This window comes from Janibacter zhangyanbonis, from assembly GCF_050507325.1.
In the GTDB taxonomy this organism is placed as follows: Bacteria; Actinomycetota; Actinomycetes; order Actinomycetales; family Dermatophilaceae; genus Janibacter.
The window spans coordinates 379,850-402,305 of record NZ_CP191481.1 but is presented as its reverse complement, the minus strand read 5'-3'; the positions used below and the strand labels follow the sequence as shown (position 1 = coordinate 402,305).

Genomic DNA, 22,456 nt, shown 5'->3' with positions numbered 1-22,456 from the left:
TATCGTATATCATGTTCATTGCGGAGACCAACCCGACCGACAAAGGACTGGCCGATGACCGACAACCTCGAAATCTTCGAAGCCCCTGACGACCTCGACGGGACGGCCCAGGCGGCCGGCGCTCCCTCGGCACCCGACGAGGACGACCACGACCTGCTCACCTACTCGATCGCCACGGACCGCTTGCGGGACCAGATCGCCCTGGACGGGCAGGAGCTGACCGCGGTGATCGCCAACCACGGCGAGGACTCCGAGCAGGCCACCGCGCTGCGAGAGCGCATCCAGCAGCTGCGGGATGGCGTGGAGCGACACGGGCAGGCACAGCGTGACCACGTCAACGAGCGCGAGTTCTTCGGCGAGTAGCCCGACTCGCCCGGGGACCACTCCCTCGGGTGCTCACAGCGAGCCGTGGACGACGACCCCTTCGACGAGGGTCGCCACGACCTCCGGGCCGGAGGGGGCGTCGTCACCCAGGACGAGCAGGTCCGCCGGGTCTCCCGGGGCCAGGACCCTGACCGGCCAACCACGACCGGCGCTGCGCTGGTACATCTTCGCGGCGGTCACCGGGCCCAGGCCCTCGTCGGCGCCGAGCACTGCCCCGCTCCCGGTCCGCCGGGTCGTCGCCGCCTCGATGCCGCGCCACGGGCTGATCGGGCCCAGGGGCGCATCGCTCCCACCGAGGAGGGGGACGCCCGCGGCGGCGAGAGAGCGAAGCCGGAAGAGCTCGTGGTGACGATCGGGTTCCACCTCGTCGAGGTAGCGATCACCGCGCGTGGCGATCAACCCGGGCTGGACGCACACCGCGACCCCGGCCCGGGCGATCAGCTCGGCATAACCCTCGGGAACGACGTTGGCGTGCTCGACCCGATCGCCCGGGCCCAGCCCCGCGCTGAGAGCCAGCGCCAGCTGGACGTCGGTGACGCAGTGCACGGCGACGCCGCGATCGACGGCATGTGCCGCCTCGACCTGCTGAGCGAGCACGTCGAGGCGCGGCAGGGCGTCGTCGTCGAGCACGATCTTGACGGCGTCCACGACGACCCGACCGGTTGGCTCCGGCATGGCGAAGGCTGTGACCGACCCCTTCGTCATCGCCCAGATCCGCTGCGGCAGAGGAGCGCTCGCGAGCATCGCCAACGCGGCGAGGTCGTTGAGGTGCCCAGCGTCAGTGACCGACGTGACACCATGGGCCGCCAGCCGCTGTCCGAGCCGCAGCCAGTCCGGCTGGTGCGGGGGGAGACGCTCTCGCATCCACGCGTCCAGGCGGACGAGATGACCCGTGGGTCGTCCTGCTGCGTCGCGCTCCACCCCGTCAGGCTGCGGTGATCCATCAGCTCTGTCCCCCAGCACCTCCGCGAGCCCGGTCGAGTCGAGCACCCACCTGCTGCCGGTGCGGTCCTGGATCCGCACCGGTCCGACCGCGACCTCGTCCAGGTCACGGCGGTCGAGCCATCCCGACTGGTTGAGGTCATAACCGATACCCCTCAGCCATCCCTCGGGCTGACGCTGTCGCGCCGCCCTGAGCAGCGCGCCCAGCCCACCCCCGGCGACCAGCTCATCGGGAGTCAAGGACACCGAGTCGACGGCCGCGGCGGCGGCCGCCAGGTGGATGTGGTGGTCGTGCAAGCCGGGGATCAGCCGCGCGCCCTCGAGATCCACCTCGGCTGCACCCGCCGCACCGCGGTCCGCCAGGAGTCCCCCCACGATGTGGAGGTCACGGAGACGACCGGAGATCGACGCGTTGCGCAGGGTGCGGTCGACGCTCATCGCGCGACCCGGGCCAGCACGTGCGAGGTGTCCGCACCGAGCGTGGCAGCGCTGCCGGCCGCCCTTCGAAGGCGCGGCCGGGCCACCGGCTCGTCGCCGAGGCACCACTGCTCCACCGACGCTCCCCCCTGCGGGCAGCGCCGGGCAACGGCGGCCCTCGCACCCGGCTCGGCCACCACGAGGGAGGCGACCTGCTCCATCGAGATGTCGACGACGCCTGCGGCGCCCTGCAGGACCGCTGCGGCGGCAACCACCCCGCAAAGCGGGTCGGCGATGGCATCACCGGCAAAGCAGGGCTCTCCCGCCTCGTCCCATGCGACCAACCCGGCCCCTGCCGCGACGTCGTCGCCGAAGCCCACCGAGTCATCTCGCTGCCCTCGCGCGGTGATCGCCACCCAGGCTTGGTTGCGGGCCGTCATGGCCCCCGGGTCCAACCCGAGGCCGGCGATGGCTCGCGACCGTGCTGCGGTGATGACGACATCGGCCCGAGCGACCAGGAGTCCGAGGTCAGCACGTCCTGCCGTCGTTGTGAGGTCCAGCGCGACCGACTCCTTGCCCACGTTGAGCAGGTCGTAGAAGTCGGAGTTGCCACGCCGCGCGCCATCCGGCCGGGGCGACGACTCGACCTTGATCACCCGTGCTCCGGCACGTAGGAGGAGCGCCCCGCACAGCGGGCCGGCCCAGAGCGCCGAGAGGTCGACGACGACCGCCCCGTCGAGATCTCGCGCGCTCCCCTTCGCCGTGGGCCACCACGACGGTGCGGGGTGGGCTCGCGCGCCTCCGACGACCGCCGCGGCCAGCCCGAGCAGCCGAGCCCGCGCGACGACCACTGCGCCCGGACGGGAGGCGATCGCGGACTCCACGACAGACCATGGCTCGTCGGCGTCGGGTGCCTCGTGACCGAGCAGGGCCGGGATGAGCTCGACGTCCTCCGGACGTGGCAGCGACAGCGCGACCCATCCGTCTCGTGCCCGCAACAGACGCCCGGCACCCCCGAGCGTCACGCGACCGTCACGCCCACAGCCGGTGAGCGCGGCCCGTTCCGAGAGCAACCCGGAGTCGAGGCCGAAGGGGGCCGCGAGCTCGTCGACGAGTGTGGCCGCGCGTGTCGGCGGGCAGAGGGGGGCACGGCCGGCATGACCGGTGAGGCTCATCGCACCGGACCTGGCCCACGCGCGGCCATCCTCCGACGGTGTCCTCGCATCGGGTGTGGCGTGCATGATCTCACCGTAGTGTGAGCGACGTGGATCGCTTCGATGTCTCATCGCTCGTGGCTCCCGGCGCTGCGGCGGTACGCGAATCGCTGAGCGTGCTGCACACAGGCTCCCCCGTCATCATCGATGCAGCGGACGCAGCAGCCGTGGCGGCCCCCGCCGCCGGGTCGCCCAGATCCGTGCTGCGCGAGGTGGCCGCTCCGGTGCTCGCGGTCGGCGACCCCTTCGTCGCCCCACCTTGGCTCGTCGACATGGCCGACGCCTGCGTCACCACCCACCCCGACCCCCCGTCGCCGTGGGTGAGCTCCGATCCGAGCGCCTGCGCCGATGCCGTGAAGGCCCAACCGCTGGCCGCCCTGGCGCTCGTGCGCCTCCTCCGGGCCACCCCAGCCCTCGAGGTTCCCGTGGCGATCGCCGCCGAGGCAGCCACCTATGCCGCGCTGTTGGGCAGCGCCGCCTTCGCGACGTGGCGCGCTGCCACTCACGCCGAGCACCATGTGGCCGACGAACCCGTGCTCCTGAGCCGCGCCGGCGATGTGCTGCGCGTCGAGCTCAACCGGCCGCGCGTGCACAATGCGGTGGACACGGCACTGCGTGATGCCCTCGTCGAGGCCCTGGGCCTGGCCGAGTTGGACCCGGCACTTCGTGTCGAGCTGAGCGGACGCGGGGCGAGTTTCTGCGCAGGCGGCGACCTCAGTGAGTTCGGGCAGGTCGGTGACCCGGCAACCTCGGTCGCCGTCCGGGCCACCCGGCACCCGGGCGCCAGCGCGCACCGCATCGCCCGGCGACTGACCGTCCGCATCCACGGCGCCTGCATCGGGGCCGGCATCGAGCTCGCGGCCTTCGCCGGGCACGTCATCGCCGACCCCGGAACCACCATGAGACTCCCCGAGCTGAGCATGGGGTTGGTCCCCGGCGCCGGCGGCACGGTCAGCCTCCCGCGCCGGATCGGTCGTCATCGCACCGCGTGGCTCGCCCTGTCCGGCGAGCCCGTCGACGCACGCACCGCCCTGCACTGGGGGCTCGTCGATGCGCTCGCTTGACCACGCCTCGGCCGCCGACGAGCGTCCACCCATCGCCTTCATCGGCACCGGCCAGATCGGCGGCCCGATGGTCCGCAGACTGCTCGCCGACGGGGTCGAGGTCCATGTCCACGCCCGGCGCCCCGATGTGCGCGACGACCTGGCCGCCGCAGGCGCCGTGATCCACGACTCGGTCGCCCGGGCCGTCACCGGGCGCTCGGTCGTCCTCGTGTGCCTCTACGACGACTCCCAGCTCCGCGAGGTCTGCCTGGGACCGGACGGCGCGATCGCCGCCATGCCCCGTGGCGGGCTGCTGGCCAGTCATACGACCGGGCTCCCCTCGACGCTGGCCGAGCTGGCGGAGGCAGCGAGCGCCCGAGGCGTGGACGTCATCGACGCCCCCTTCAGCGGCACCAGCAAGGACGTGCTCGCCGGACGCCTGACGATCATGATCGGCGGTGACCCCACCGCGCAGGACCGGATCACCCCCTTCGTCCGCGCCTACGCCAGCACGGTGGTCCGCACCGGGCCCCGTGGATCAGCTCTGTCCGTCAAGCTGGTCAACAACCTGCTCTTCGCGGCCCACGCACAACTCACCGCTCGCGTCCTCCGGATCTGCGACGCCCTGGACCTCGACCGGGCCACGCTGCTCGAGGCCGTCGCGGCGAGCAGCGGGTCCAGCGCCTTCATCACCAAGCTGGGCGCCTACCCGGACGCCGAGACCATGTTTGCGACAGTCACGCCCTACCTGACCAAGGATGTACGGATGGCCCGGGCCGTCGCCGACGAGCTCGGCGTCGACCTAGGCGTCGTCGGGGCGACCGTCTCGGACGGGCCCCTCGATCTCACTCCCGGCTGACCCGCTCGCCGGCCGGATCGGAGTCCTCGGCCCAGGCGCGCTGCACGAGGGCGAGACGACCACCAGCGAGCATCATCGCGCAGAACATCTGCAGCTCGACGACCTCGTCGGTCGTGAAGTGCCTGCCCAGCGCCCCGTACGTGTCGTCGTCGATGGCGAACCAGTCGTTGACGAAGTCGTCGGCATACGCGAGGGCGGCCTGCTCCCGGGCAGAGAAGCGGTCGTCGTCCGGGGCGAGGCAGGCGATGTCCTCCTCGGTGACGGCATCACTCTTGCGAGCCGCCTGACACGTCCGACACTGGGTGAAGGACGCGATGCGCAGACGCACCAGCTCGCGCAACCGCGACTCGAGTAGGGCCTGCTCCTGGAGGGCTCCGAGGAGCTGGACCCACGCGGTGGCTGCCTCGGGGCGCCGGCCCCAGATCTGGACCGGCAAGGAGGTGCTCAACGTACCCGCCGCGAGTCGTCCATCGATCTCACGGCGAAGGGGGTCGGGCAGGTCGCCGAGCGGGAGCGGGTCAATAGCAGCCACGGGCACCTCAGCACTCATCGAATTGAACGCTTCTCGATCAAAGTGTCACACGCTGCGCCGGGTCTGTCCACCATCGCTCGACCCTGCGGTCAGAGGGTCTCGATGACCTCGTCGTCGAGGATGGGGGTCCCGATCTTTTCCGGCTCGGGGGCCTCCATGTCGACCTCGGAGTGCGCGCCGCAGCCGTGGTCGCGGCTCACGACGCCACCGTCGCTCGGGCTCCACTCGTTGGCGCAGACGCCGAAGACGCGGCGCAGCTCGCCGGTCATCGGGATGAAGTAGCCGCAGCCCGAGCAGCGACCGGGCGCCTTGACGGCGACCTCGGCGGTCGGTCCGTGCGCGCCGTCGTACCAGCGCTGGGCGGCCGCGTCGCGGCCCTCGGCGGACAGCACGCGCGGACGGCCCAGGCCGAGCTCCCAGAGCGCGACGGCGTCGACGTCCTCCTCGCCGGTGGCCTCGAATCCGGCCACGAGGTTGGGGTCGTCATCGATCTTGGGGGTGACGTCACCGGGGCCCACGTCGCCGGGGGCGAGGCGCTCGGCCCACGGCAGCCACTCCGGGGAGAGGATCGCGTCGTCGCCGGGCAGCAGCTGCGACTCGCAGACCGTCGCCGTCTTCGAGCGCGGGGCGCGGGTGACGGTGACCGCCCAGTTCCACCCGCTGTAGCCGGGCAGGGTCGCGGCGAACCAGTGCGTGCCGAGGCGCTCCCCGTCGAGGGTGAAGCCGACGTGCTCGCCGACGCCCTCCCCCTGCGTCGCCTCGTGGAGCTCGCGACGGGCCGGCTCGACCGCGGCCGCGAGGACGGCGTCGGCCTTGGGCCGCGCCTTGGCGCGCGGCTTGGTGGCGCTCTCGGTCATCTCAGCCCTCCAGGTCGTCGGCGATGCGACGCAGCACCTGGGCGACCTTGGCGCCCTGGGCGCGCTCGGGGTAGCGGCCGCGGCGCAGGCCGTTGCCGACGCCGTCGAGCAGCTTGATGACGTCCTCGACGATGGCGGCCATGTCCTCTGCGGGCTTGCGGTCGCGCTGGCGCAGGTTGGAGGCGACGCTCGGCGGGGCGTCGAGCACCGTGACACCCATCGCCTGGGAGCCGCGGCGGCCCTCGACGACGCCGTAGTCGACGCGCGTGCCGCCCTTGAGGGTCGTCGTGCCCTCGGGCAGGGCATTGGCGTGGAGGAAGATGTCCGCGCCGTCGTCGCCGGAGATGAAGCCGAAGCCCTTCTCCGCGTCGTACCACTTGACCTTGCCAGTGGGCACCGTGCACCTCTTGCTCGTTACCGGGGATGTGTGGGCGCACGGGTCCGTGCACCACCGTCAAGGCTAACCCGAAGCGCCGAAAACCCGGTGGTCGGCTGTCGGTGGGCTGGGGCAGCATGGTCCCTCGTGACCACGCTGCCCCAGGACGTCCCCGCCCACGAGATCGGGCCGGGCGTGTCCGGGTTCTGGCGGGCACTTCCGCGCGAAGGGAGGTTCCTCCTCTCCACGGTCGCGCTCCAGCACCTCGGGCGGGGTATGACCCTGCCCTTCACCGTGATCTACCTGCACGAGGTGCGGGGCTTCTCCCTCGACACCGCGGGCTCGATCATGGCGCTGCTCGCGCTGGTGGCCGCCCTCGCCGCGGCGCCCCTCGGCGCCCTCACCGACCGCCTCGGCGCCCGGTGGATGCTCATCGTCGCCGGCGTCTGCCAGAGCCTCGGCGCCGTCGCGCTGGCCTTCGCCACGAGCCTGCCGATCGCGGTCCTCGGCGCGGTCCTCATGGGGCTGTCGCAGAGCATCGGCTGGTCGGCGTCCAACACCTTCATCTCCGCCCTGGTGCGAGGACCCCTGCGGCAGCGGTACTTCGGGGTCAACTTCGCCCTGCTCAACCTCGGCATCGGCGCCGGCGGGCTCATCGCCGGGGCCTTCGTCGACGTCACCCGGCCGGTGACCTTCGAGACGATCTTCCTCGTCGACGCCGTGCTCGTCCTCATCCCCGGCATCTGGCTGCTCGGCCCCCTTCGCCATGTGCACGCACGGGCCGAGCGCCCCGACGACGACTCCGCGACGGCGAGCTACGCGACGGTCCTGCGCCTGCCCGGCATGCGCTGGGTGCTGCTGCTGGCGCTCGTCACGAGCTTCGTCGGCTACGGCCAGCTCGAGGCCGGCATCCCGGCCTTCGCGCACGGGGTGGCGCAGGTGAGCACGTCGGTCGTGGGGCTGGCCTTCGCCGCCAACACCGCCGTGATCGTCCTGCTGCAGTTCTGGGTGCTCCAGCGCATCGAGGGCCACCGGCGCACGCGCGTCGGCCTCGTCATGCTCGGCATCTGGGCCCTCGCGTGGCTGGCCCTCGGGCTGAGCGGCCAGCTCCCGGGCAGTCTGGCGGCCGCCGTGCTCGTCGTCGCCTTCCTCACCCTCTTCGGCCTCGGCGAGACCCTGCTGCAGCCGACGCTGCCCGCGATCACCAACGACATGGCGCCCGACCACCTGCGCGGGCGGGTCAACGCCGCGCAGTCCACGGCCTTCATGGCCGGCGGGGTGCTCGGACCGCTCGTCGCCGGGGTGCTCCTCGAGCGCGACCTGTCGACGACCTTCGTCCTCGTCGTCGTCGCGGGGCTCGTCCTCACGGCCTGGCTCTTCCTGCGGCTGGAGCGGATCATCAGCCCGACCGTCAACGGCCTGGCCGTGACCGCGACGGACGAGCAGCCCGTCCGCTGACATACCGTGGGTCGGTGCGTTCCCTCGCCGAGGACATCCGTCAGCGCTCCGACGCGGAGCTGACGGCACTGCTCGACCTCCGCCCGGACCTCGCCCGACCGCAGCCCGCCGACCTCACGGCCCTCGCCGCCCGGGCGAGCACCCGGGCGAGCACCGCCCGCGCCGTCGACCACCTCGACCTGCCGCACCTCACCGCCCTGCAGGCATGCGCGATCGCCGGCTCCACGGACCCCGCGACGATCGCCCCCTTCGTCGGGGTGGACGAGCAGGAGGCCGCCACCCTCGTCGACGACCTGACGACCGCGGCCCTGCTGTGGCGCTCGCCCGACGGGCCGGCCCTGGTACGCACCGTCACCGACGTGCTGGGCCCGCACCCCGCGGGGCTCGGCCCGAGCGCCGCCACCCTCGGCCACGCCCTGCCGCTCGACCTGCCGGCGACGCTCGCCGACCTCACCGTCGAGCAGACCCAGGTGCTCGCGCACATCACCGCCCACGGCCCCACCGCCACCGTCCCCGGCGACCCCGACGGGCGCACCGGGCGGGCCGTCGCCGAGCTCGTCGACGCCGGTCTGCTCGCCGCCCCCGACGGCGACCACGTCGTCGTGCCGCGCGAGGTGGGGCTGGCCGTCCGCGGTGGCCGGCTGCGGGCAGAGCCCGTCGGCGAGGTCACGCCCCCGCCGACCTACGACCCCGACGACGTCGACCGCGCCGCGACGGCCTCGGCCACCGAGCTCGTCGCCCTCGTCGACGAGCTGCTCGACCACGCCGACGACCTGCGTCCGCGCGTCCTGCGCAGCGGCGGCCTGGCCGTGCGCGACCTGCGCACCCTCGCCACCCGCATCGACCTCGACGAGACCGGCACGACGCTCCTGCTCGAGCTCGCCCTCGGCGCGGCCCTGCTCGCCGACGACCACGCCCTCGACCCGACCTGGCGCCTGACGACCCGCGTCGACGACTGGCGCGCCCTGCCACCCGCCCGGCGCTGGAGCGCGCTCGCCCTGCCGTGGCTGCACTCGCTGCGGGCGACGGTCGTGCCCGCGCCCGAGGACGGCGGGCGGGTCAACGCCCTGTCCGAGGGCATGGTCTGGCCGCCGGTGCGGGCGCTGCGCCACGAGGTGCTCGAGATCCTCGCCGCGCTCCCCGCCGGCAGCGCTCCCGACACGGCCACCGTCGTGCGCCTGCTCCACGAGCGCCGCCCGCGCCGCATGCCGCACCAGGCCGACGAGGTGATCGCCGCCCTGCTGCGCGAGGGCGAGACGCTCGGGGTCACCGGCCGCGGCGCCCTCGGCTCCTTCGGCCGGCTGCTGCTGAGCGACGAGGCCGCGGCGACCGACCGGCTCGCCGAGCTCGTCCCCGACCCCGTCGACCAGCTGCTCCTCCAGGCCGACCTCACGGCGGTCGTGCCGGGCACCCCGGTGCCGGAGCTCGCCGCCGTGCTGCGGCGCAGCTCGGTCCTGGAGTCCCGGGGCGGCGCGAGCGTGCACCGGTTCACCGAGACCGCGCTGCGCGGGGCCCTCGACGCGGGCTGGACCGCCGACGACCTGCTCGAGTCGCTCGCCCGCTTCAGCGCGACGCCCGTGCCCCAGCCCCTCGACTACCTCGTGCGCGACGTCGCCCGGCGCCACGGCCAGCTGCGCGTCGGGAGCGCCGGCAGCTATCTGCGCAGCGACGACCCGACGCACCTCGAGGCGCTGCTCGGCCACCGCGACCTCGGCCACCTGCAGCTGCGCCAGCTCGCACCGACCGTCCTCGTCTCCCCCGCGGGTCCGTCGACCCTCCTCGAGGCGCTGCGCGAGATCGGCGCCGCTCCGGCGCTCGAAGGGTCGGGCGGCGTCGTGAGCAGCCCGGCGACCGGCTCCCGGATCACGCCCCGCACCGCGCGCCCCGCCGTCGAGGTGCGCCCCGAACCCGCGGTCGACGTGCTCGAGCGGCTGCGCGCGGGCGAGGCGCGTGCCGCCGCCCAGCGGACCACCGCGACGACCGACGGGCCGAGCATCCCCGCACTCGACCCGGCGAGCAGCTCGGCGCTGCTGCGCGAGGCGGCCGCCGACCGGCTGCCGGTCTGGGTCGGGGTGACCGACGCGGTCGGCGCGACCCGCCGGGTGCTCTTCCACCCGGCGTCCGTCGAGGGCGGCCGGGTCGTCGGCGAGGTCGACGGGGTCCCACAGGTCTACTCGCTGCACCGGATCACCGGCGTCGTCATCGACGGCTGAGCCCCGCCCCCTTCGCCGCTGGCCTGCTGCTCCCCCGCCGGTCAGGCGCCGGAGAGCGCCTTGACCACGCGCGAGGGCGAGGGCTTGCCGAGCTGCTGCGCCATCCACACGCTCGTCTCGACGAGGGCGTCGAGGTCGACACCCGTCTCCACTCCGGCGCCGTCGAGCATCCACACGAGGTCCTCGGTCGCGAGGTTGCCCGTGGCCGACTTGGCATAGGGGCAGCCGCCGAGACCACCGGTCGAGGCGTCGACGACGCTCACGCCGGCACGCAGCGCGGTCAGCGTGTTGGCCAGGGCCTGCCCGTAGGTGTCGTGGAAGTGCACGCCGATCCGGTCCATCCCGATGCCCCGCCGGTCGAGGGCGGCGAGCAGCGCCTCGACGTGGCCGGTCGTGCCGGTGCCGATCGTGTCGCCGACGGAGAGCTGGTCGCAGCCGAGGTCCATGAGCTCGGCACAGGCGTCGGCCACCTGGTCCACCGGCACCGGCCCCTCCCACGGGTCGCCGAAGCACATCGAGACATAGGCCCGCACCCACAGCCCCGCGTCCTGCGCGCGCCGCACCACGGGGGCGAACATCTCGACCGACTCCGCCCGCGAGCGCCCGAGGTTCTTCTGGGCGAAGGTCTCCGTCGCGCTGCCGAAGATCGCGACCGCCCCGACCCCGGACTCGAGGGCACGGTCGAGACCGCGTTCGTTGGGCACGAGCACGGGGCGAAGGGGGCCGCGCCCCACCTCGTCGAGGTCGGCGAGCAGCTCGGTCGCGTCGGCCAGCTGCGGCACCCAGCGGGGCGAGACGAAGGAGGTCGTCTCGATCGTCTGCAGGCCGGCGGCGGCGAGCCGGCGCACGAACTGCGCCTTGACCTCGGTCGGGACGCTTGCCTTCTCGTTCTGCAGGCCGTCGCGCGGACCGACCTCGTAGATCGTCACCCGACGGGGCAGGTCGGCGGCGGGCTCGGTCTGCGGCAGTGCACGACTCATGCGGCCCATCATGGCCCATCACGTACCGTGGACCCGGCTGCTGCACCAACCCGGGAGGACACCAGAGGCATGAGCAACACCCCGTACCCGGACGAGCGGCCGGACCCCTACTCCGCCGACCCGTACTCGAGCGACCCCTATGTCCCGGGCAACCAGCCCGAGACCTCGCAGCCGCCCCTGCCCTACCCGCAGCAGCAGCCCCAGCAGCCGCCGACGACGCAGCTGCCGATGGCGGCCCCGCCCGGAGCGGGCGCCCCGCCGCCCTATGCCTACGCGACGCCCGTGCGCCCGGTGCCGGCCTCGCCGATCGTCCTGGTGATCCTGTCGGCGCTGGCGACGATGAGCGTCTACTGCTGCATCATCGGCATCCCCTCGCTCACGCTCGGCATCATCGCGCTGACGAAGAACTCGTCGGAGCCCGACGAGGCCGACCGGATGACCCGCTACGGCTGGATCTGCTTCGCGGCGACCACCGCCGTCCACATCCTCGGCGTGATCGCCCTGGTCGTCGCCATCGCCCTGTCGGAGGCCTGAGGTGGGGGCCGCCCCCGACGGTGCGCTGATCGTCCAGAGCGACAAGACCCTGCTGCTCGAGGTCGACCACGAGCGGGCCGCCGACGCCCGCCGGGCCATCGCCCCCTTCGCCGAGCTCGAGCGCGCCCCGGAGCACATCCACACCTACCGGGTCACCCCGCTCGGCCTGTGGAATGCCCGCGCCGCGGGCCACGACGCCGAGCAGGTCGTCGACGCCCTGCTCACCCACTCGCGCTACCCGGTGCCGCAGGCGCTGCTCGTCGACGTCGCCGAGACGATGGACCGCTACGGCCGCCTCGTGCTGGAAAAGGATGGTGAGCAGCTCGTCCTGCGCGCCACCGACCGGGCCGTGCTCACCGAGGTCATGCGGCACAAGAAGATCAAGCCGCTGCTCGGCGCACAGCTCTCCCCCGACGAGGTCGTCGTCCACCCCTCCGAGCGGGGCACGCTCAAGCAGGAGCTGCTCAAGGTCGGCTGGCCCGCCGACGACCGGGCCGGCTACGTCGACGGCGAGGCCCACCCCATCGACCTCACCGAGGACGGCTGGACCCTGCGGCCCTACCAGCAGCAGGCGGTCGACGGCTTCTGGGACGGCGGCTCCGGCGTCGTCGTCCTGCCGTGCGGCGCGGGCAAGACCCTCGTCGGGGCCGGCGCGATGGCCGCCGCGAGCGCCACGACGCTCATCCTCGTGACCAACACCGTCAGTGCCCGGCAGTGGAAGCAGGAGCTGCTCGAGCGCACCTCGCTCACCGAGGACGAGATCGGCGAGTACTCCGGGGCGCGCAAGGAGATCCGCCCGGTCACCATCGCGACCTACCAGGTGCTCACGCTCAAGCGCAAGGGCGTCTACCCGCACCTCGACCTGCTCGACGCCCGCGACTGGGGCCTGATCGTCTACGACGAGGTCCACCTGCTGCCGGCGCCGATCTTCCGGATGACCGCCGACCTGCAGGCCCGCCGCCGGCTCGGTCTGACGGCCACCCTCGTCCGCGAGGACGGCCGCGAGGCCGACGTCTTCTCGCTCATCGGCCCCAAGCGCTTCGACGCACCGTGGAAGGACATCGAGGCGCAGGGCTACATCGCGCCCGCCGACTGCGTCGAGGTCCGGGTGACGCTCAGCGACTCCGAGCGGATGGCCTATGCGACGGCCGAGCCCGACGACCGCTACCGGCTCTCGTCGTGCTCACCGGTCAAGCTGCCCGTCGTCCGCTCGCTCGTCGAGCAGCACCGCGGCGAGCCGACCCTCGTCATCGGCCAGTACCTCGACCAGCTGCACGAGCTCGCCGAGCAGCTCGACGCCGACCTCATCACCGGTGAGACCTCGGTCAAGGAGCGCCAGGAGCTCTTCGCCGACTTCCGCGAGGGCCGCTCCAGCCTGCTCGTGGTCTCCAAGGTCGCCAACTTCTCCGTCGACCTGCCCGAGGCGACCGTCGCCATCCAGGTGAGCGGCACCTTCGGCTCGCGGCAGGAGGAGGCCCAGCGTCTCGGTCGCGTCCTGCGGCCGAAGGGGGACGGCCGCACCGCGCACTTCTACACCGTCGTCACCCGCGACACCGTCGACGCGGAGTTCGCCGCCCACCGGCAGCGCTTCCTCGCCGAGCAGGGCTACGCCTATCGCATCGTCGACGCCGACGACCTGTAGACCGTCACAGGATCGACGTCAGGAAGCGCTTCGTCCGCTCGTGCTCGGGGTTGCTGAGGATCGCGTCGGGTGTCCCCTGCTCGAGGATCTGGCCGTGGTCGAACATCATCACCTTGTGCGAGACGTCGCGGGCGAACTGCATCTCGTGGGTGACGATGAGCATCGAGATGTCGGTCGAGTCCGCGACATCGCGCAGCACACCGAGCACGTCGCCGACGAGCTCCGGGTCGAGGGCCGAGGTCACCTCGTCGAGCAGCAGGATCTTGGGGTCCATCGCCAGGGCCCGGGCGATCGCGACGCGCTGCTTCTGACCGCCGGAGAGGCGGCTGGGGTGCTCGTCGGCGCGGTCCTTCAGCCCCACCTGGTCGAGCAGCGCCAGCCCGCGCTCACGGGCCTCCTCCTTGCTCCGGCCGAGGACGTGCACGGGCGCCTCGGTGACGTTGTCGATGACCGACATGTTGGGGAAGAGGTTGAAGTGCTGGAAGACCATGCCGATCTTCTTGCGGGTCTGGGCAACCTCCTTCTCCCGCAGGCGGACCCGCTTGCCGTCGCGGCGGTCGTGGGTCAGCGGCTTGCCGTCGATCCAGATGTAGCCGCCGGTGAGCTCCTCGAGCGTCATGACGAGCCGCAGGATCGTCGTCTTGCCCGAGCCGCTCGGGCCGATGAGCGTCACCCGCTCGCCCTGCGCGACGTCGAAGTGCAGGTCCGACAGCACCGTGTGGTCCCCGAAGGACTTCTCGACGTCCTCGAAGCGGATGACGGGGGTGGACGAAGGGGGCGTCCCCCCGGTCGGGTCAGTAGACAAGAGCTTTTTCCAATCTGCGCACGGCCACCGCGGTGACCAGGCTGGCGACGAGGAAGATCAGGCCCGCGATGGTGAAGACCTCGTTGTAGCGGAAGGTGTTGCCACCGGCCTGCTGGGCGACGGTGACCATCTCGAGCACGGAGATCGCGAAGAGGTACGGGGTGTCCTTGAACATCGAGATGGCCCAGTTGCCGAGCGCCGGGAGCGTCGACCGCAGCGCCTGCGGGAGGACGATGTCCCGCCACGTGCGCCCCTGCGGGAGGCTGAGCGCGCGGGCCGCCTCCCACTGGCCGGCGTCGACCGAGCGGATGCCGGCGATGAAGGACTCGGCCATGTAGGTCGCGTAGTGGATGCCGATGACCACGGTCCCGACCCAGAGCATGTCCCAGTCCACGGGCACGAGGAACTTCGCGAAGACCAGCTGGACGATGAGCGGCGTCATCCTGATGACGTCCATGACCCAGCGCACGGGGCGCGACAGGATCGCCGGCGCGACCTGGGTGATGACGGCCAGGAGCAGGCCCACGACGACGGCGACGGCCGTGCCGACGACGGTGATGAGCAGGGTGGCCGTGAAGAAGGCCTCGATGATCTCGGGGGCCAGCTCGCGCGCGGCCTCCCAGCTCCAGAACTCCTCGAAGGTGATGGCGGGCATCATCACAGCGCCACCCCCGCTCCGGCGTGGGCGCTCCGAGCGGGCAGGCCGAGCCGCCGGCGCGCCCGCTTCTCCAGCTGCCTCAGCCCGGAGGAGAAGACGAGCGCGAAGAGGTAGTAGATGACCAGGCCGATGCCGTAGGCGAAGACCGTCGTCGTGTTGATGCGCAGCTGGTCGATCTCGTAGGCGAGGTCCTGCAGCCCGATGAAGAGGGCCACGGCCGTGCCCTTGATGAGCATGACAAGCAGGTTGTTGTAGCCCGAGAGCATGAGCACCCAGGCCTGCGGCCAGATGATCCGTCGCATCCGGGTCAGCGGCGACATGTTGAGGGCCTTGGCGCCCTCCCACTGGCCGCGGTCGACGGCATTGATCGAGCCGCGCACGATCTCGGCCCCGTAGGCGCCGTAGTTGAGCCCCAGCGCGATGACGCCGGTGAGCACGGCATCCCAGCTGACGCCGAAGAGCGGCATGACGTAGTAGAGCCAGAAGAGCTGGACGACGAGCGAGGTCCCGCGGAAGAACTCCACGATGATCGTCGCGAGCCACCGCAGGGGCGCGACGGGGCTGATGCTCAGCAGGCCGAGGGCGACCGAGACGACGAAGGCCACCAGGGCCCCGCCGAGCGTGAGCTGGAGCGTGACGAGCACGCCCTCGCCCAGTCTCGGCAGGGCATCCCGGAGCGTGTCGAGATGATCGGTCACTTGGCGTCCGGCAGCTCGCCCTTGCAGAGCTGCTCGGTCGTCAGGTCGCCCTTGGGCCGCTCGGCGTCGGTGAAGCCGAACTCACCGATGACGTCCGTGTAGGCCTTCTCGTCACCGGTGATCTTGGCGAGCTCCTTGTTGTAGGCGTCGCGCAGGGTGTCGTCACCCTTCTTGAAGACGGTCGCACCGGCACCGACCTGCTCCTTGCCGTCGACGACGGCGACGAAGGAGTCGGTGACCTCGACCTTCACATCGGGGTTGTTCTCGTCCATGGTCCGCAGCGAGATCCCGGTGAGCGCGAAGACGTCGCTGCTGCCGCGCGCGACCGCGTCCATGCCGTCCTGGGGAGTCTTGACCTGGGTGGCCTCGATGTCGAGCGACTTGGCGTAGTCGGTCTCGATGGCGCCGCTCATCGTCGCGAGCTTGGCGCCGGACTTCTTGACGTCGTCGAGGTTCTTGAGGTTCTTCGGGTTGCCCTCGGGCACCATGAGCGCCGTCGTGTAGAGGATCTCCGGGTCGCCGAAGGAGGCCTCCTTGCAGCGGTCCGGCAGGATCGACATGCCCGCCGAGATGGCGTCGTAGCGCCCGGCCTTGAGCCCGGGGATGAGGGCATTCCACTCGGTCTTGACGCCCTTGACCTCCTCGATCCCCATGTCCTTGAAGATCTTCTTGTGGAGGGCGATCGTCGCTCCCGTGAGCTCGCCGTCCTTCTCGAAGGAGTAGGGCTCCTCGCCGGCGAAGGCGACGGTGATCGTCCCCTTGTCCTTGAGCTCCGACAGCTTGTCCCCCGACGAGCTGTCCGACTCGGAGTCGCCGCAGGCCGCGAGGGTCAGGGCGAGGGTCAGCGCGGCCGTTCCGGCCAGGGTCTTGGTGTGGCGCACAGGTTTCCTCCCCTCGGAGGCTCTTCCCCGAGCCGGTCCCGGTCCTCCGAGTCCCTCCACCCGACCAAATCATCAGCGCGAAGGGGGGTTCCCGCCCCCTTCGTTGTCACTCCGTGACCACAGCGCGCCCAGCGCCCGTTCAGCAGACACCCAGACAACGGGCGCACACTCGATGGGTGAGCACTCCCACCACCTCCGTCGACGTCCCCCACCTGCTGGTCGTCGAGGACGAGCCCAACATCCGCGAGCTGCTCGCCACGTCGCTGCGCTTCGCCGGCTTCGAGGTCGAGGTGGCGGGTGACGGGGCGAGCGCACTCGACGCGGTCCACCGCATGGAGCCCGACCTCATCGTCCTCGACGTCATGCTGCCCGACACCGACGGCTTCGAGGTCGCCGCGCAGCTGCGGGCCTCCGAGCGGCACCAGCCGATCCTCTTCCTCACCGCACGCGACTCCCTCGACGACAAGCTCAAGGGCCTGACCGTCGGCGGCGACGACTACGTCACCAAGCCCTTCTCGCTCGAGGAGGTCATCGCCCGCATCCGGGTGATCCTGCGCCGCACCCAGGACGTGCCCTCGAGCGAGTCGGTGCTCAGCTTCGCCGACCTCGAGCTCGACGACGACGCCCACGAGGTGCGCCGCGCCGGCCGCGTCATCGACGTCTCGCCGACGGAGTTCAAGCTGCTGCGCTACCTCATGCTCAACCCCAACCGCGTGCTGTCCAAGGCGCAGATCCTCGACCACGTGTGGGACTACGACTTCCGCGGCGAGATGGGCATCGTCGAGTCCTACATCTCCTACCTGCGGCGCAAGATCGACACCGCGGGCCTGCCCTCCCTGATCCACACCAAGCGCGGCTTCGGCTACGTGCTGCGCCTGCCTCCCGAGTGAGCCCCGCATGAGCATGGAGCGGGTCACCGCACCCGTCGTCCGCAAGCTCGAGGCGATGCCGCTCACCTGGCGGCTGATCGTCATCCTGCTCGCCCTGCTGCTCGCGGCCCTCGTCGCGACCTCGACCGCCATGGCCTGGCTGCTGCAGCGCGACCTCGAGGCCAATGTCGACGAGCAGCTGCGCACGGTCGCGATCCCGATCGCCGAGGACGAGGCCTCCTACTACGGCACCGACGACCCGACCGACATCTACAGCGACAGCGACGGCAGCCCGACCAACCTCTACTTCGTGCGCCAGCCCGGCGACGGGGGCCCGTGGCGCTACCGCTTCCCCACCGGCGAGACCTCCCGGCCCGACGTGCCGGTCCTGCACGCCGACGACGTGCGCGTGCTGACCCAGGAGCCCTTCACGGTGACTTCGGTCGACGGCACCGCCAAGTGGCGCTTCATCGCCGGCCGCTACACCAACGGCTCGACCTTCGCGATCGGTATGCCGCTGTCGGGCGTCAACAAGATCATCGGCCGCTACGTCGCCGTGACCCTCGCCGTCGGCCTCGGTGCACTCGTCACCTGCGGCGTCCTCGGCTGGTTCGCCACCCGCCGGGCCTTCCGCCCCCTTCGTCGCATCGAGGACACCGCCGCGGCCATCGCCGCCGGCGACCTCACCCGACGCGTGCCGGTGCGGCACAGCCACGACGAGGTCGCGAGCCTCAGCGACTCGCTCAACTCCATGCTCGGGCAGGTCGAGCGCAGCTTCGCCGTCCAGGAGGCGTCGGAGACCAAGATGCGCCAGTTCGTCGCCGACGCGAGCCACGAGCTGCGCACCCCGCTGGCGACGGTCCGCGGCTACGCCGAGCTCTACCGCCAGGGCGCGGTGCAGGGGCCCGAGGCGACGACCCAGGCCATGGACCGGATCGAGGGCGAGGCCTCACGCATGACCGGGCTCGTCGACGACCTGCTGCTGCTCGCCCGCCTCGACGACCAGCGGCCGCTCGAGCTCTCCGACGTCGACCTCGTCGTCCTGTGCGCCGAGACCGTCCACGACGCGCGCGCCCGCGCGCCGCACCGCCGGATCCAGCTCGTCGGTCTCGACGGCGAGCTGCGGCCGGTCGTCGTGCGGGGTGACGACGGCCGCCTGCGGCAGGTGCTCAGCAACCTCATCGGCAATGCCCTCATGCACACCGCCGACGACGTCGCGGTCGAGGTGCGCACCGGGCAGGTCGGCGACCGGGCGGTCATCGAGGTGCGTGACCACGGCGCCGGCATCGACCCCGAGGCGGCCGCGCGGGTCTTCGAGCGGTTCTTCCGCGTCGACAAGGCCCGCTCGCGCGCCCGCGGCGGCAGCGGTCTCGGGCTGGCGATCGTCGCCGCGATCGTCGGCCAGCACCAGGGCGACGTCGACGTCCGCGAGACGCCGGGAGGCGGCGCGACCTTCCACGTCGAGCTGCCCGGTGCGACCCCGGTCCGGCCCGCACGCGTCTAGCGCGACCCCGGGCGCTGGGCGCACAGGAGACTGACAGGTGGGACCAAGGGCGGTCCGAAGTGCGCGGACGAGAGTGGGAGCACAGCCTCGAGAAGGAGCCCCACGATGGACCAGCCCACCGCGCCACTGCCGCCGCAGCACCCTCAGCGGGGGGCGGCCGGACCCGTGCCGACCACCTCCTACGCCAGCGCCCTGTCCGCGCCCCCGCCGCCGCGCATGCCGCGGCACCGCGGTCGCCGGCTCGGCGAGCTCACCGCGGTCGCCGTGCTCACGGCCGCCCTCGCCAGCGGCGGCACGTGGGGTGTCATGTCGCTGACCGACGCCGGTGACGCCTCGGCCGCGTCCGCTGGCACCTCGACGAGCACCACCGACGGCTCCTCGGCCGCGAGCGTCGTGCCCGTGAGCAGCGCGTCGAAGACCAACCCGGACTGGAATGCCGTGACCGCGGCCGTCTCGCCGAGCGTCGTGTCGATCACCGTCGAGGGCAACGGCTCCGGCGGCGAGGGCTCGGGCGTCGTCCTCGACACCAAGGGGCACATCCTCACCAACCACCACGTCGTCAGCGGCGCGGGCAGCAACCCGACGATCACCGTCACCCTGGCCGACGGCAACAGCTATGCGGCCACGATCGCCGGCGAGGACGCATCCACCGACCTCGCGGTCGTCACCCTGAAGAACCCGCCGAGCGACCTGACCCCCATCACCGTCGGCTCCTCGGCCGGTCTCGAGGTCGGCGACCCGGTCATGGCCGTGGGCAACCCGCTCGGCCTCTCGGGCACCGTGACGACGGGCATCGTCAGCGCCCTCGACCGCCCGGTGACGACGAGCTCCTCCGAGAGCGAGCAGCAGGACCCCTTCGCCCAGCAGCAGCAGTCGAGCCCGGTCGTCACCTCGGCCATCCAGACCTCGGCCGCGGTCAACCCCGGCAACTCCGGCGGCGCGCTCGTCGACGCGGCCGGCCGGCTCGTCGGCATCAACTCCTCCATCGCGAGCCTCGGCAGCAGCAGCGGCCAGTCGGGCAGCATCGGCATCGGCTTCGCCATCCCCGTCGACGAGGCCACGTGGATCGCCCAGCAGCTCATCGAGGACGGCTCCGCGGAGCACGCCTTCCTCGGCGTGACGCCGACCGACGGCACGGCCACCCTCGGGTCGGCGACCCGCGCGGGTGCGCAGATCCGCTCGGTCTCCGACGGCAGCCCGGCCGCCGACGCGGGTCTGGAGGCGGGCGACCTCGTCGTGGGCGTCGACGACTCCCCCGTCACCTCGGCCGAGTCGCTCGTCGGCATCATCCACTCGCACCGCATCGGCACCCAGGTCTCGCTCGCCGTGATGCGCGACGGCAAGGAGCAGACGATCGAGGCCACCCTCGGGACGGCTCCCGCGTCCCAGGGGTGACCTGCGGGAGCCGTGCCCAGCAGACTCACAGGTCGATGCCAGCGCCGTCCCAAGCCGGTGTCGCAGGATGGTCTCAGGAGCACAGGAAAAGGGAAGCAACGGTCGCTCGTTCGTCTCCTCCCCCGACGCAGGCACCGACTTCCTCCGGCTCCCACAGGGGTGCTACCCCCGCCTTCGGGTGTGGCGTCTGAAGGCGGCGCTGAGTAGCCGAACTCATGCCCCCGGTGTCCTGGCAGCAGGACACTGGGGGCATGAGCATGTCTGGAGACCCGGTCCTCGAGCGGGTGCGCGCGATCGAGGACGACTTCGCGGACGCGATGTCGCGCATGTACACCGTGGGCAACGAGCTGGCCACGCTCCGCGCCCGCCTCGAGACCGAGGCCTCCCCGGCGCAGTGGACCCCCGTCGCGGAGCCCGCCGCTCCCCCGACGCCGGCCGCAGCGACGGCCGACCCGCAGCCCTCCCCCGTGCCGACCGCCCCCGCCGGCCTGGTCACGCCTCCGCCGCCGGCCCACGCGCCGGCGTACGCCCCGGCCGCTGTGCCTCCGCCGGCCCGACCGCTGCCTCCCGCAGAGCCGTGGTGGCAGCGCGACGGCGTCGTCGCCAAGATCCTCGCCGTCGTCGGCGCGACGATCACCCTCATCGGCGTCGCCTTCCTGCTCGCCCTGGCCATCCAGATGGGCTTCTTCGGCCCGGTCGCCCGGGTGACGAGCGGCGCTCTGCTCGCCATGGGCCTCGTGGGCGCCGCCGCGCTCGTGCGCCGCCGCGAGGCCGGCACCGTCGGTGCCCTCGGCCTCGCCGCGACCGGCATCGCGACCGCCTACCTCGACGTCCTCGCCGTCACCCGCATCTACGACTGGGTGCCGCTCGCCGGGGGCATGGTCATCGCCGGCCTCATCGCGCTCGGCGGCGTGCTGCTCGCCCGGGCCTGGGACAGCCAGCTGCTCGCCGTCGTCGCCGTGCTCGGGGTGGCCCTCATGGCTCCCTTCGTCGGCCTCGAGCACGCCCGGCTCACCGGGGCCTTCCTCCTCGTCCTCACCATCGCGACCTGGCCGGCCCAGGTCGGTCGCCGGTGGTGGGCCCTCGAGCTGGCCCGGGTCGTGCCGACCGGTCTCTTCCTCGCCGCCCTCGCGCTGGCCCAGGAGCGCACGGCCGTGCCGGTCGTCCTCGCGCTCGGCCTCGCCGTCCTCGTCGTCGGCACGACCGTCGCCGGGACCCGCAGCGAGCGGCTCCCGCTGCAGCTCGGCGCCCTCGTGCCCGTCGGGGTCATGCCGGTGTGGAGCGCCGGCGTCGCCGCACCTGACCGCTGGGTCGGCACCGCACTCCTCGTCGTCGCCACCTGCCTGCTGCTGCTCGCCGCCGGCCTCGTCGTCCACCGCGAGGGCACCGCACTCCAGCACCGGGTGCCCGAGATCGCGCTCGCGGCCGCCGGCGTCACGTCGCTGACCGCGGCCCCGCGCGCCGTCGACGGCGGCAGCCTCGCGATCGTCGCGATCGTCGGCGTGGCCCTCGTCTGGGCCGTCGCGGCCCTCGTGCTGCGGCAGCGGTCGGTGCTGCTCGTCGCGTGGGGGCTGGGCGTCATCGCCCTCCTCGGGTCGCTCGCCCTCCTGCCCTATGTCGTCCTGCGCAGCCAGGCGGGCGACGTCGGGCCCCGCCACCTCGTGACGGCGGTGCTGCTCGTGGCCCTGCTCGTCGTGACCGCCCGGGCCAGCGACCGGATCATCCCGGCGACGGCTCCGGTGCTCTCGCGGGCGCTGCTCGCCCTGGCCGTGGTGTCCACCGGCGGCGCGGTCGTCGTCAGCGGTGTCCTCCTCGGCCAGCTGCTCGACGACCCGCGCGGCGGCTTCACCGCAGGCCAGGCCGGCGCCACCGTCGTCTGGATGGCCGCGGCCGCGCTGCTGCTCCTGCGGGGGCTGCGCGGCTCGACGATCGCCGTCCCCGCCGGGCTGACGCTCGCCGCCGCGAGCGTGGTCAAGCTGCTGCTCTTCGACCTCGCCTTCCTCGGCGGCCTCGCCCGGGTCGTCTCCTTCATCGTCGCCGGCCTGCTGCTGCTCGGCATGGGCGCCGGCTATGCCCAGGCCCTCGAGCGCTCGCGCCGCGAGGGAACCGACCGGACCCCGCCCGGCCCGCCGCCGGGGCCTGTGGATAACCCCACGGCGCCGACGCCCATCCCGCCTACGGTCTGAAGGACATCC

21 protein-coding genes are annotated in these 22,456 nt (G+C 72.5%); 11 read left to right on the top strand and 10 right to left on the bottom strand.

Annotated elements, in window-relative coordinates:
- The first annotated feature begins 54 nt into the window (after window positions 1–54).
- A complete protein-coding gene (locus ACQBJO_RS02015; protein WP_421008135.1) occupies window positions 55–363 on the top strand; it encodes a hypothetical protein in 309 nt (102 codons plus the stop codon).
- 33 nt (window positions 364–396) lie between these two features.
- On the opposite strand, the gene ACQBJO_RS02010 is transcribed toward ACQBJO_RS02015, so the two are convergent.
- Together ACQBJO_RS02010 and ACQBJO_RS02005 are read right to left on the bottom strand one after the other, a co-directional pair.
- Entirely contained in the window at window positions 397–1,764 is a 1,368-nt protein-coding gene (locus ACQBJO_RS02010; protein ID WP_421008134.1) for an amidohydrolase family protein, read from the bottom strand.
- On the bottom strand, window positions 1,761–2,918 hold the full coding sequence (locus tag ACQBJO_RS02005; protein WP_421008133.1) for a CoA transferase: 1,158 nt from the start codon (window positions 2,916–2,918) through the stop codon (window positions 1,761–1,763). Before ACQBJO_RS02005 ends, ACQBJO_RS02010 begins: the two co-directional genes overlap by 4 nt.
- 206 nt (window positions 2,919–3,124) lie before the next feature.
- On the opposite strand from ACQBJO_RS02005, the gene ACQBJO_RS02000 reads away from it, so the two are divergent.
- Both ACQBJO_RS02000 and ACQBJO_RS01995 read left to right on the top strand, forming a co-directional pair.
- Window positions 3,125–4,021, top strand: a complete 897-nt coding sequence (locus tag ACQBJO_RS02000) for an enoyl-CoA hydratase/isomerase family protein (RefSeq protein ID WP_421008132.1) — start codon at window positions 3,125–3,127, stop codon at window positions 4,019–4,021.
- Window positions 4,008–4,859, top strand: coding sequence for an NAD(P)-dependent oxidoreductase (locus ACQBJO_RS01995; RefSeq protein ID WP_421008131.1), 852 nt, complete (start codon window positions 4,008–4,010; stop codon window positions 4,857–4,859). Before ACQBJO_RS02000 ends, ACQBJO_RS01995 begins: the two co-directional genes overlap by 14 nt.
- Here ACQBJO_RS01995 and ACQBJO_RS01990 read toward each other — a convergent pair.
- The 3 genes from ACQBJO_RS01990 to ACQBJO_RS01980 form a co-directional block, all read right to left on the bottom strand.
- On the bottom strand, window positions 4,846–5,409 hold the full coding sequence (locus ACQBJO_RS01990) for a carboxymuconolactone decarboxylase family protein (protein WP_421008130.1): 564 nt from the start codon (window positions 5,407–5,409) through the stop codon (window positions 4,846–4,848). The two genes, ACQBJO_RS01995 and ACQBJO_RS01990, sit on opposite strands and share 14 nt — an antisense overlap.
- 71 nt (window positions 5,410–5,480) lie before the next feature.
- Entirely contained in the window at window positions 5,481–6,248 is a 768-nt protein-coding gene (locus ACQBJO_RS01985; RefSeq protein WP_421008129.1) for a DUF3027 domain-containing protein, read from the bottom strand.
- Window position 6,249: 1 nt separating this feature from the next.
- Window positions 6,250–6,645: a cold-shock protein gene (locus tag ACQBJO_RS01980; RefSeq protein WP_068318630.1), complete on the bottom strand. Its 396-nt coding sequence runs from the start codon at window positions 6,643–6,645 to the stop codon at window positions 6,250–6,252.
- 126 nt (window positions 6,646–6,771) lie between these two features.
- Between ACQBJO_RS01980 and ACQBJO_RS01975 the strand changes: the two genes are divergently transcribed.
- Together ACQBJO_RS01975 and ACQBJO_RS01970 are read left to right on the top strand one after the other, a co-directional pair.
- Window positions 6,772–8,082 (top strand): MFS transporter, encoded by a 1,311-nt coding sequence (locus ACQBJO_RS01975; protein WP_421008128.1) that lies wholly within the window; start codon window positions 6,772–6,774, stop codon window positions 8,080–8,082.
- 14 nt (window positions 8,083–8,096) lie between these two features.
- Entirely contained in the window at window positions 8,097–10,295 is a 2,199-nt protein-coding gene (locus ACQBJO_RS01970; RefSeq protein ID WP_421008127.1) for a helicase-associated domain-containing protein, read from the top strand.
- 41 nt (window positions 10,296–10,336) lie between these two features.
- Here ACQBJO_RS01970 and ACQBJO_RS01965 read toward each other — a convergent pair whose 3' ends face one another.
- On the bottom strand, window positions 10,337–11,275 hold the full coding sequence (locus tag ACQBJO_RS01965) for a hydroxymethylglutaryl-CoA lyase (protein ID WP_421008126.1): 939 nt from the start codon (window positions 11,273–11,275) through the stop codon (window positions 10,337–10,339).
- A 69-nt stretch (window positions 11,276–11,344) separates the two neighbouring features.
- On the opposite strand from ACQBJO_RS01965, the gene ACQBJO_RS01960 reads away from it, so the two are divergent.
- Window positions 11,345–11,809 carry a hypothetical protein gene (locus ACQBJO_RS01960; protein WP_421008125.1) on the top strand — a complete coding sequence of 155 codons (465 nt, stop codon included), beginning with the start codon at window positions 11,345–11,347 and terminating at the stop codon, window positions 11,807–11,809.
- A 1-nt stretch (window position 11,810) separates the two neighbouring features.
- Entirely contained in the window at window positions 11,811–13,451 is a 1,641-nt protein-coding gene (locus tag ACQBJO_RS01955) for a DNA repair helicase XPB (protein ID WP_255185186.1), read from the top strand.
- A gap of 4 nt (window positions 13,452–13,455) precedes the next feature.
- On the opposite strand, the gene ehuA is transcribed toward ACQBJO_RS01955, so the two are convergent.
- From ehuA to ehuB, 4 genes are read right to left on the bottom strand one after another with little or no spacing between them, the layout of a single operon-like run.
- A complete protein-coding gene (ehuA, locus tag ACQBJO_RS01950) occupies window positions 13,456–14,256 on the bottom strand; it encodes an ectoine/hydroxyectoine ABC transporter ATP-binding protein EhuA (RefSeq protein WP_255185185.1) in 801 nt (266 codons plus the stop codon).
- Entirely contained in the window at window positions 14,246–14,914 is a 669-nt protein-coding gene (locus ACQBJO_RS01945; protein ID WP_421008124.1) for an amino acid ABC transporter permease, read from the bottom strand. Before ACQBJO_RS01945 ends, ehuA begins: the two co-directional genes overlap by 11 nt.
- Window positions 14,914–15,612 carry an ectoine/hydroxyectoine ABC transporter permease subunit EhuC gene (gene ehuC, locus ACQBJO_RS01940; RefSeq protein WP_255185183.1) on the bottom strand — a complete coding sequence of 233 codons (699 nt, stop codon included), beginning with the start codon at window positions 15,610–15,612 and terminating at the stop codon, window positions 14,914–14,916. Before ehuC ends, ACQBJO_RS01945 begins: the two co-directional genes overlap by 1 nt.
- Window positions 15,609–16,493: an ectoine/hydroxyectoine ABC transporter substrate-binding protein EhuB gene (ehuB, locus tag ACQBJO_RS01935; RefSeq protein WP_255185182.1), complete on the bottom strand. Its 885-nt coding sequence runs from the start codon at window positions 16,491–16,493 to the stop codon at window positions 15,609–15,611. The genes ehuC and ehuB overlap by 4 nt, the downstream gene beginning before the upstream one ends.
- 176 nt (window positions 16,494–16,669) lie before the next feature.
- Between ehuB and ACQBJO_RS01930 the strand changes: the two genes are divergently transcribed.
- The 4 genes from ACQBJO_RS01930 (at window position 16,670) to ACQBJO_RS01915 (ending at window position 22,447) form a co-directional block, all read left to right on the top strand.
- Complete coding sequence (locus tag ACQBJO_RS01930; protein WP_421008123.1) at window positions 16,670–17,383, top strand: response regulator transcription factor; 714 nt, start codon at window positions 16,670–16,672, stop codon at window positions 17,381–17,383.
- Between the two features lie 7 nt (window positions 17,384–17,390).
- Window positions 17,391–18,866 (top strand): sensor histidine kinase, encoded by a 1,476-nt coding sequence (locus ACQBJO_RS01925; RefSeq protein WP_421008122.1) that lies wholly within the window; start codon window positions 17,391–17,393, stop codon window positions 18,864–18,866.
- Between the two features lie 105 nt (window positions 18,867–18,971).
- Window positions 18,972–20,261 carry a S1C family serine protease gene (locus ACQBJO_RS01920; RefSeq protein WP_421008121.1) on the top strand — a complete coding sequence of 430 codons (1,290 nt, stop codon included), beginning with the start codon at window positions 18,972–18,974 and terminating at the stop codon, window positions 20,259–20,261.
- 251 nt (window positions 20,262–20,512) lie between these two features.
- Window positions 20,513–22,447, top strand: coding sequence for a DUF2339 domain-containing protein (locus tag ACQBJO_RS01915; RefSeq protein ID WP_421008120.1), 1,935 nt, complete (start codon window positions 20,513–20,515; stop codon window positions 22,445–22,447).
- Window positions 22,448–22,456 lie beyond the last annotated feature (9 nt).